Below are 7,847 nucleotides of genomic sequence, written 5' to 3' on the forward strand. Positions count from 1 at the left end.
AGGCAGATGATGACATACGCTTTCGTGCAGGCAGCCGTGGTTGCCGTTGTTCTTCCTTTGATGTCCGGCATGGCTGCTGCGGGCCCGATCGAACGGGCCTGTCTCAGCTCTGACCGCGATGCGGCGAACCGGTCGCTGTGCGGCTGCATCCAGCAGGTTGCGGACATGACCTTGCAAGGCGGTGATCAGCGTCGCGCGGCGTCGTTCTTCAAGGACCCCGAAAAGGCGCATGCGACGTGGATTTCGCAATCTGCGTCGGATGACGCGTTCTGGGACCGTTACAAGAACTTTGGCGCCACCGCCGAAGCCTATTGCGCCGGCTGACGCCAACCTGACCAGCGGAGCGGAGCCCTGCCACTTGGCAGGGTCCGCGACACAAAGGCGTGCCGCGGAACGCGGCTCCGGCAAGTCAGTCGGTGGCGGGCGCATCCTGCATCGTGTGGCCGGAGTGGTCGGCCATTCCGTCCCCCGGTTCACGCGCATTGTCGACGGGAACCTGCAGTTCCATCTCGGCACCGCTTTCGAAGATCAATGTCAGCGGGATCAGATCACCGTCGTTCAGTTTGCCCGTCAGGCCCATCAGCATGACGTGATCGCCGCCGCGTTCGAATGCGTGCATTTCGCCAGCGGGCAGGGCCACGCCACCCGCAATCTCGCCCATGGTCATCACGCCATTGGCGTCTTCGGTATGGCTGTGAAGCTCCGCCTTTTCGGCGAGCGGGGTGCGGATGCCGACCAACCGGTCTTCAATAGTGCCGTTGTTGTGAATGATGAAGAACACCGCGCCGGACATCGGGCTGATGCGGGCATAGGCGTCATGGACATGCATGCCATCGGGGTGGTCTTCGGCAAGGCTTGGCGTGGACAGGGAAATGCAGGCGGCTGCCGCTGCAAGGAAAAGGCGGATCGCGGTCATGGCGGGGTCCTTTGGCTGGGTGTGGGTGCTGTGGTCCTGAAGTGTCAGGCCAGCGGCGGCCCACGCGCCTGCGCCATGATTACCGGCCCCTGAAGCCATTGCACCGCTGCGGCTTGCCTGGCCAGCCAGAGCAGACGGGTGCCGGGCAACGGAACCCCTGCGACGCCGGGCAGCACCACGGCAGCAGCGATCACGCAATCCGGGCAAGGCTGGTGCGGGCTGACCGGTGTGCCGGAGCCATCGAGGGCGACGGTGGTCACCAGCGGGCCCTGGCACAGTTCTACCCACGTCAGCGTGCCCGATTCGGCCCGTGCCACTGCCTGATGTACCGAGACCAGTGCCAGTGACAAAGCAAGGCAGAACCGCAGGGCAAACACGACGCGCATCATCAGACCTGCCTAGCCCAAAGCCAGCTGCCCGCCAAGAGGACAGATGCACGCAATGGCAAAGGCCCCGCCTCCGGTCAGGAAGCAGGGCCTTGCGTGTCGCTAGGGGTGGCGATCAGGCGGTGGCTTGCGCTGCCGTATGGGCCTTGGCGATGTCTTTCTTGATCTTCTGGACGGCTGTCGACAGCTCGTCATCCTTGGACTTTGCAAGGAAAGCGTCCAGACCGCCACGGTGATCGACCGTGCGCAGAGCCGCGGCAGAGACCCGCAGCTTGAACGACTGGCCGAGTATATCGGAGATCATCGTCACGTCGTTCAGGTTCGGCAGAAACCGGCGACGGGATTTGTTGTTGGCGTGGCTGACTTTGTTGCCAGACATCGGGCCCTTGCCCGTAAGTTCGCAGACGCGCGACATGGTCGTGATCCTTCGTTTCAAAACTATAGACCACCGCCCGCGAGGCGGCGTCCGAATTAGATTGTGGGCGTTTAGGGTGAAACCGTGGCGGCGTCAAGCGCCGACGCCGGCCAAGACCTGCTAAAAGAGGTGCGGTGCTAAAGACGGACGCCATGGCCATAGTTCGGCGCCCACCGTAGCGTTTTGGTCTGCAATCGGGGCATAGAGGCAATTGCCCGGATGCTCCAGCCAACAGGATGACCGATGACATTGCCCTTGCACGAACTTGCAGCCCTTGGCACCGCCATGTGCTGGGCCACCACCGGCATCCTTTCCGCCGATGCGGTGCGGGCGCTGGGGGCGTTTCATTTCAACCTGATCCGGCAGGCCTTTGTCACGGTCTTGCTGGCGATCATCGTGCTGGCCGGGGGGCGCATGGTGGCCATCGACGTCGGCACTGCGGCAGTGCTGGCTGTGTCAGGCGTGGTTGGAATCCTGTTGGGCGACACGTTGAATTTCGCAGCCGTCGGGCGGCTGGGGCCGCGGCGGGCGGGGGCGATCTTCGCATTGAATGCGCCGATGGCGGCCGGTCTGGGCTGGTGGCTCTTGGGCGAGCGGCTGGGCCTGCAAGCGGTGGCGGGAATAGCGGTGACGGTGGCAGGCGTGGCGCTGGCGATCCTTGGCCGGCCACGCGAAGGCGCGCACCGGTTCGAGGTGGTCCGGGGCGGGCTGGCCCTGGGCGCGTTGTGCGGCCTTGGGGCAGCGATGGGGCAAGCCACCGGATCGCTGATCGCGCGGCCGGTGATGACCGGGGGGCTGGACCCGTATCTTGCCTCGCTGTTTCGGGTGGGCGCGTCGGGGGTGGCCATGGGGGTGATTGCCGCCCTGCCCTTCGCGCCGTCGACCCCGCATAACATTTCGCGCCGGGTGCTGGCGCTGACGGCAGCGACGGCGCTGATCGGGCTGTTGATGGGGATGACTTTGTTTCTGTATGCCCTGCAGGGGTCGCAGACCGGCATCATTGCCACGCTGTCGGCCACGTCGCCGGTGATCATTCTGCCGCTGTTGTGGCTGCGCACCGGCCAGCGCCCGACGGGAACCAGTTGGGCCGGCGGCGCGCTGGCGGTGGCGGGGCTGGCACTGATCTTCACCCGCTAGGTGGGGTACCTGCGTCCCGCGCGCCGGATCAGCCGCGCCCCATCAGGCGCAGCATTTCGGCGGCGGCGGCTTCGGGGGTCAGATCACCCTTGGCGACGCTGCTGCCAAGGCGGGCCAGGGTGGTGCGGGCGGGGTCTGCGATCAGCGCGGCAAGCAGGCCACGGCGGACCTCTTCCTCAAACCAGTGGCGGGCCTGCGCCGCCCTTCGGCTGGCCCAATGGCCCTGCTGCCGGCGCCATGTGGCAAGGGTTTGCATCTGGTCCCAGGCCTCGGCCAGACAAAGCCCGGTCAGCGCCGAAACCGGCATCGCCTTGGGAAAATCCGCCGGGTCTTGCGGGCGGCGGCGCAACAACTGCAGCGCGCCGGCATAATCCGCCACGGTGCGCAGGGCGGCTGGCTTCAACTCACCGTCGGCCTTGTTCACCAGGATCAGATCGGCCATCTCCATGATGCCGCGCTTGACGCCCTGCAATTCGTCGCCACCTGCAGGGGCGAGGAGGAGGACGAACAGATCGCTGATCTCGGCCACCACGGTTTCGGACTGGCCGACGCCCACGGTTTCGATCAGCACCACATCGAAGCCCGCCGCCTCGCACAGCGCCACCGCCTCGCGCGAGCGGCGGGCAACACCGCCAAGCTGGGTTTGCGCGGGCGAGGGGCGGATGAAGGCGCGCGGATCGCGGGACAGACGCTCCATCCGGGTCTTGTCGCCGAGGATGGAGCCGCCGGAGCGCGCCGAGGAAGGATCGACAGCAAGGACGGCCACACGCAGGCCGCTGCCGGTCAGCATCAGGCCGAAAGCCTCGATGAAGGTGGATTTGCCGACGCCGGGGGTGCCGGACAGGCCGATGCGCAGGGCCTGGCGGCCGGAGGTCTGCAGGGTTGCCAGCAAGGCAAGCGCCTGAGCCCGGTGATCGGCGCGCCCGCTTTCCACCAGCGTGATCGCTTGCGCCAGGGCCCGGCGATCGCCGGACAGGACTGCGGTGGCGGTGGTGGCGATGTCCATGCGACGCTCCTAGCGGTTATGCCGACCTTGGCGAGACTGCCGAAGGTTTTCAAGCGGAGCGGCGTGCCGCCGCGCGCTTTCCTCTCGCCTTTCGCACACGTGCGACGGCTCCGGTTGGGGGCGTTCCGCCCCCGCCGCCAAGTGCGGCTCCCCCTGAGGATACTTGCGGACAGATGAAGCTGCAGGCATTTCATCTGTCTGAAAATATCCCCGCCGGAGGCTTCCGCAGAGGCAATCTGCGTCGTCACATGAAGCTTTGCGGATCGATGTCGATGGCGAGGCGCAGGTTCGGCGGCAGTTTCAGTTGTGCCACCCATTCGGCAAGGGCTGCCTGCAGGGGCGCGGATTTCTCGGCCTTGACCAGAAGGCGGACGCGGTGGCGGCCACGGATCCGGGCGACCGGGGCGGGGGCGGGGCCGAACACCTGGGCGCCGATGCGGGTCAGGGGGCCGTCGCGGCGGGCCAGTTCGGTGCCGAAATCGAAGACCTGCGCCACATCGGGCGAGGACAGGATGATGCCGGCCATGCGACCATAAGGGGGCACGCCTGCGGCCCGGCGCATCGCGGCCTCTGCGGCCCAGAACGCCTCTTCCGCGCCGCCTAGGATGGCGCGGATTACCGGGTGTTCGGGCTGGTGGGTTTGCAGCCACGCTTCGCCCGTACGTTCCGCCGTGCGCCCTGCCCGGCCTGCGACCTGGCGCATCAGCTGGAAGGTGCGTTCAGCGGCGCGCAGATCGGAGCCTTGCAGACCGAGATCGGCATCGATCACGCCGACTAGGGTCAAGAGCGGGAAGTTGTGGCCTTTGGCCACGATCTGCGTGCCGATGATGATGTCGGCCCCGCCTGCCGCGATGACCGCGATCTGGTCTTTCAGCGCGCGGGTGGAGCCGAAGAGGTCGGAGGACAGCACCGACAGCCGCGCCTCGGGGAAACGGGCGGTGACCTCTTCGGCCAGCCGTTCGACGCCTGGGCCGACGGCGGCCATGCGGCCTTCGACGCCGCAGGCGGGGCAGGTCACCGGCACCGGTTTGGTGGCGCCACACTGATGGCAGACGAGACGTTTCTGGAAGCGGTGTTCGACCATCCGCGCGTCGCAGGCATCGCAGCCAACCTGATGGCCGCAGGCGCGGCACAGGGTCACCGGCGCAAAGCCGCGGCGGTTGAGAAAGAGGAGCGATTGTTCGCCGCGTTCGGTGCAGGCGCGGACCTTGGCGGCAAGGGTTTCCGAGATCCAGCGGTCGGAGGCCAGCCGTTCGGCGCGCATGTCGATGGCCTGCATCTTGGGCATTTCGGCGGCCCCGTAGCGGCTGGCCAGATCGAGGCGCAGATATTTGCCAGCCTCGGCATTGGCCCAGCTTTCCAGCGACGGCGTGGCAGAGGCCAGCACCACCGGGCAGCCGGTGATCGCGGCACGCAGCACCGCCATGTCACGGGCGTTGTACAGAACACCGTCCTCTTGTTTGTAGGAGCTGTCGTGTTCTTCATCGACCACGATCAGCCCAAGGTCACGGAACGGCAGAAACAGGGCGGAGCGCGCGCCGACCACAAGGTCCGCCTCGCCCTGCCCCACCATGCGCCACAGGCGGCGGCGTTCGGTCATGGTGACGCCGGAATGCCATTCGGCGGGGCGCGCGCCAAAGCGCGCCTCGACGCGGGTCAGAAATTCCGCCGTCAGCGCGATTTCGGGCAACAGGACCAGCGCTTGCCGCCCCTGACGCAGAGTTTCGGCCACGGCCTCGAGGTAGACCTCGGTCTTGCCCGAACCGGTAACCCCTTTCAAAAGCGTGGCCGAGTAGCCGCCCTGCGCGACCGAGGCCACCAGCGCATCGCCTGCGGTGATCTGATCGCCTTCAAGGCGCGCGTAGCCCTTTGGGTCAAGCCTTGGATATGGGGTGTCCTTGGGCGCGTCTTCTTCGCTGAGGACCCCAAGCTTGACGAGGCCCTTGATCACGGCGGGGCCGCAGGCGCCAGCTTCGGCCAGTTCGCCCAAGGTGACAGCCGCGCCACCCCAGCCGCGCAGCGCCTCGACCACGCGAAAGCGGGCGTCGGTGAGCTGGTTCGGCACCGCTCCGGTCAGGCGGTAGACGCGGCGGGTGGAGGGCGGATCGCCAAGGCCCGGCGCGCGGGTGGCAAGGCGCAGCATCGCGGGCAGCGGGGTCAGCGTGTAGTCTGCGGCGCGGGCGAGGAACTGGCGCAGTTCGGCGCGCATCGGCGGGGCATCGAGCCGGCGGGTTATGGCGCGGATTTTTGCGGGGTCAAAGCGACCTTCGCCGGGGCCCCAGACCACGCCCAGCACCCGGCGCGGGCCGAGCGGCACCTCGACGAAATCGCCGGTGCCGCAGCCGCCTTCGGGCGCGCGGTAATCCAGCACGCCAAGGCCGGAGCGGCCCAGCGCTTCGGTTATCAGGACGCCCACGAGGTCGCCTTCGGCAAACACCCGATCTGCCACCGGTTCTGGCAAGCGCATCCCTTTCCCTTGATCCGCCTTTGGGGTAAACCCACCCCTGACCCCATACAACCCTTGCCGAGGACCACGCCCATGAAATTCTTTGTCGATACCGCCGATGTCGCAGCGATCGCCGAACTGAACGATCTGGGAATGGTCGATGGCGTCACGACCAACCCATCGCTGATCCTGAAATCGGGGCGCGACATCATTGAGGTCACGCGCGAGATCTGCGCCATCGTGAAAGGCCCGGTGTCGGCCGAAGTGGTGGCGCTGACCGCGCCTGAGATGATCTCTGAGGGGCGCAAGCTGGCGGCGATTGCCAGCAACATCGCGGTCAAGGTGCCCTTGACCTGGGACGGGTTGAAGGCCTGCAAGGTGCTCAGCTCCGAAGGGTACATGGTCAACGTGACGCTGTGCTTTTCAGCCAATCAGGCGCTGCTTGCGGCCAAGGCGGGGGCCACGTTCATCAGCCCGTTCATCGGGCGGCTGGATGACATCAATCTGGACGGGCTGGATCTGATCGGCGACATCCGTACGATCTATGACAACTACGATTTCAAGACCCAGATCCTTGCGGCGTCGATCCGCACCGCCAACCATGTGAAGGACTGCGCGCTGATCGGGGCGGATGTGGTGACGGCCCCGCCGTCGGTGATCAAGGCGCTGGCGAGCCATGTGCTGACCGACAAGGGGCTGGAGCAGTTCACGGCGGATTGGGCGAAGACGGGTCAGAAGATTCTCTGAAACACATGTCCTGAAAAACAAATTCTCTGCATGGGCGTTCTTTCCATGTATATTGCTTTGCAACTCAGAGCTGAAGCCGGGACAGAGTGACCATGATTGAGCAGGACCTGCGCGACCGCATTATTGCCGAACCGGAGCGGTTCCTGGAAGACCGTGACGTGATGAACGCCCTTGTCGCCGCCAATGAGCGGGCGATGGGGGCGAATATCGTCGATCTGCGCGGGATTGCCATGCAGCGGCTGGAAACCCGGCTGGACCGGCTGGAAGACACCCACCGGTCGGTGATTGCGGCAGCGTATGAAAACCTTGCGGGCACCAATCAGGTGCATCGCGCGGTTCTGCAGATGCTGGACCCGTTGGATTTCGAGGATTTCCTGAAGACGCTGTCGACCGAGGTGGCGCAGACGTTGCGGGTGGATTGCGTGCGTCTGGTGCTCGAATCGGTGCAGGAGGATGAAGAGCCGGCGCTGCAGCGGCTGGGCGATGTGGTGCGGGTGGCGGCGCCGGGATTTGTGGCCGACTACCTTTCGAACGGGCGCAATGTGCCGATGCGGCCGGTGGTGCTGCGTCAGGTGGTGCCGGGGCTGGAGGCGATTTACGGTGACCGGTCGGCGGATATCAGGTCAGAGGCGCTGATGCGGCTGGATTTCGGTAAGGGCAGCCTGCCGGGAATGCTGGTGATGGGGTCGGAAGATCCGCATCAGTTTAAACCGGTGCATGGCACCGACCTTCTGGCGTTCTTTGCGGGCGTGTTCGAACGCACGATGCGGCGGTGGCTGGGTCCCGGTGACTGA

The 7,847-nt window shown here is 66.1% G+C and carries 9 protein-coding genes; 4 read left to right on the forward strand and 5 right to left on the reverse strand.

The window, feature by feature from the left end; all coding sequences use genetic code 11:
- Positions 1-9 precede the first annotated feature (9 nt).
- Entirely contained in the window at positions 10-324 is a 315-nt protein-coding gene (locus RMO18_RS04250; RefSeq protein WP_309664121.1) for a hypothetical protein, read from the forward strand.
- Between the two features lie 85 nt (positions 325-409).
- Here RMO18_RS04250 and RMO18_RS04255 read toward each other — a convergent pair whose 3' ends face one another.
- From RMO18_RS04255 to rpmB, 3 genes are all read right to left on the reverse strand, one after another.
- Entirely contained in the window at positions 410-916 is a 507-nt protein-coding gene (locus tag RMO18_RS04255) for a copper chaperone PCu(A)C (protein ID WP_309664123.1), read from the reverse strand.
- A gap of 44 nt (positions 917-960) precedes the next feature.
- Positions 961-1,305 (reverse strand): hypothetical protein, encoded by a 345-nt coding sequence (locus RMO18_RS04260; protein WP_309664125.1) that lies wholly within the window; start codon positions 1,303-1,305, stop codon positions 961-963.
- A gap of 112 nt (positions 1,306-1,417) precedes the next feature.
- Positions 1,418-1,717 (reverse strand): 50S ribosomal protein L28, encoded by a 300-nt coding sequence (rpmB, locus tag RMO18_RS04265; protein WP_309664126.1) that lies wholly within the window; start codon positions 1,715-1,717, stop codon positions 1,418-1,420.
- 243 nt (positions 1,718-1,960) lie between these two features.
- On the opposite strand from rpmB, the gene RMO18_RS04270 reads away from it, so the two are divergent.
- Entirely contained in the window at positions 1,961-2,854 is an 894-nt protein-coding gene (locus RMO18_RS04270; protein WP_309664127.1) for a DMT family transporter, read from the forward strand.
- Between the two features lie 28 nt (positions 2,855-2,882).
- On the opposite strand, the gene meaB is transcribed toward RMO18_RS04270, so the two are convergent.
- Positions 2,883-3,860, reverse strand: coding sequence for a methylmalonyl Co-A mutase-associated GTPase MeaB (meaB, locus tag RMO18_RS04275; protein WP_309664129.1), 978 nt, complete (start codon positions 3,858-3,860; stop codon positions 2,883-2,885).
- A gap of 244 nt (positions 3,861-4,104) precedes the next feature.
- Positions 4,105-6,327: a primosomal protein N' gene (locus RMO18_RS04280; RefSeq protein WP_309664131.1), complete on the reverse strand. Its 2,223-nt coding sequence runs from the start codon at positions 6,325-6,327 to the stop codon at positions 4,105-4,107.
- 72 nt (positions 6,328-6,399) lie between these two features.
- On the opposite strand from RMO18_RS04280, the gene fsa reads away from it, so the two are divergent.
- Positions 6,400-7,053 carry a fructose-6-phosphate aldolase gene (gene fsa, locus RMO18_RS04285; protein ID WP_309664132.1) on the forward strand — a complete coding sequence of 218 codons (654 nt, stop codon included), beginning with the start codon at positions 6,400-6,402 and terminating at the stop codon, positions 7,051-7,053.
- 92 nt (positions 7,054-7,145) lie between these two features.
- Complete coding sequence (locus RMO18_RS04290) at positions 7,146-7,847, forward strand: DUF484 family protein (RefSeq protein WP_309664133.1); 702 nt, start codon at positions 7,146-7,148, stop codon at positions 7,845-7,847.

Origin of the sequence: Tabrizicola sp., assembly GCF_031377265.1 — a bacterium.
Lineage (GTDB): Bacteria > Pseudomonadota > Alphaproteobacteria > Rhodobacterales > Rhodobacteraceae > JAUYQR01.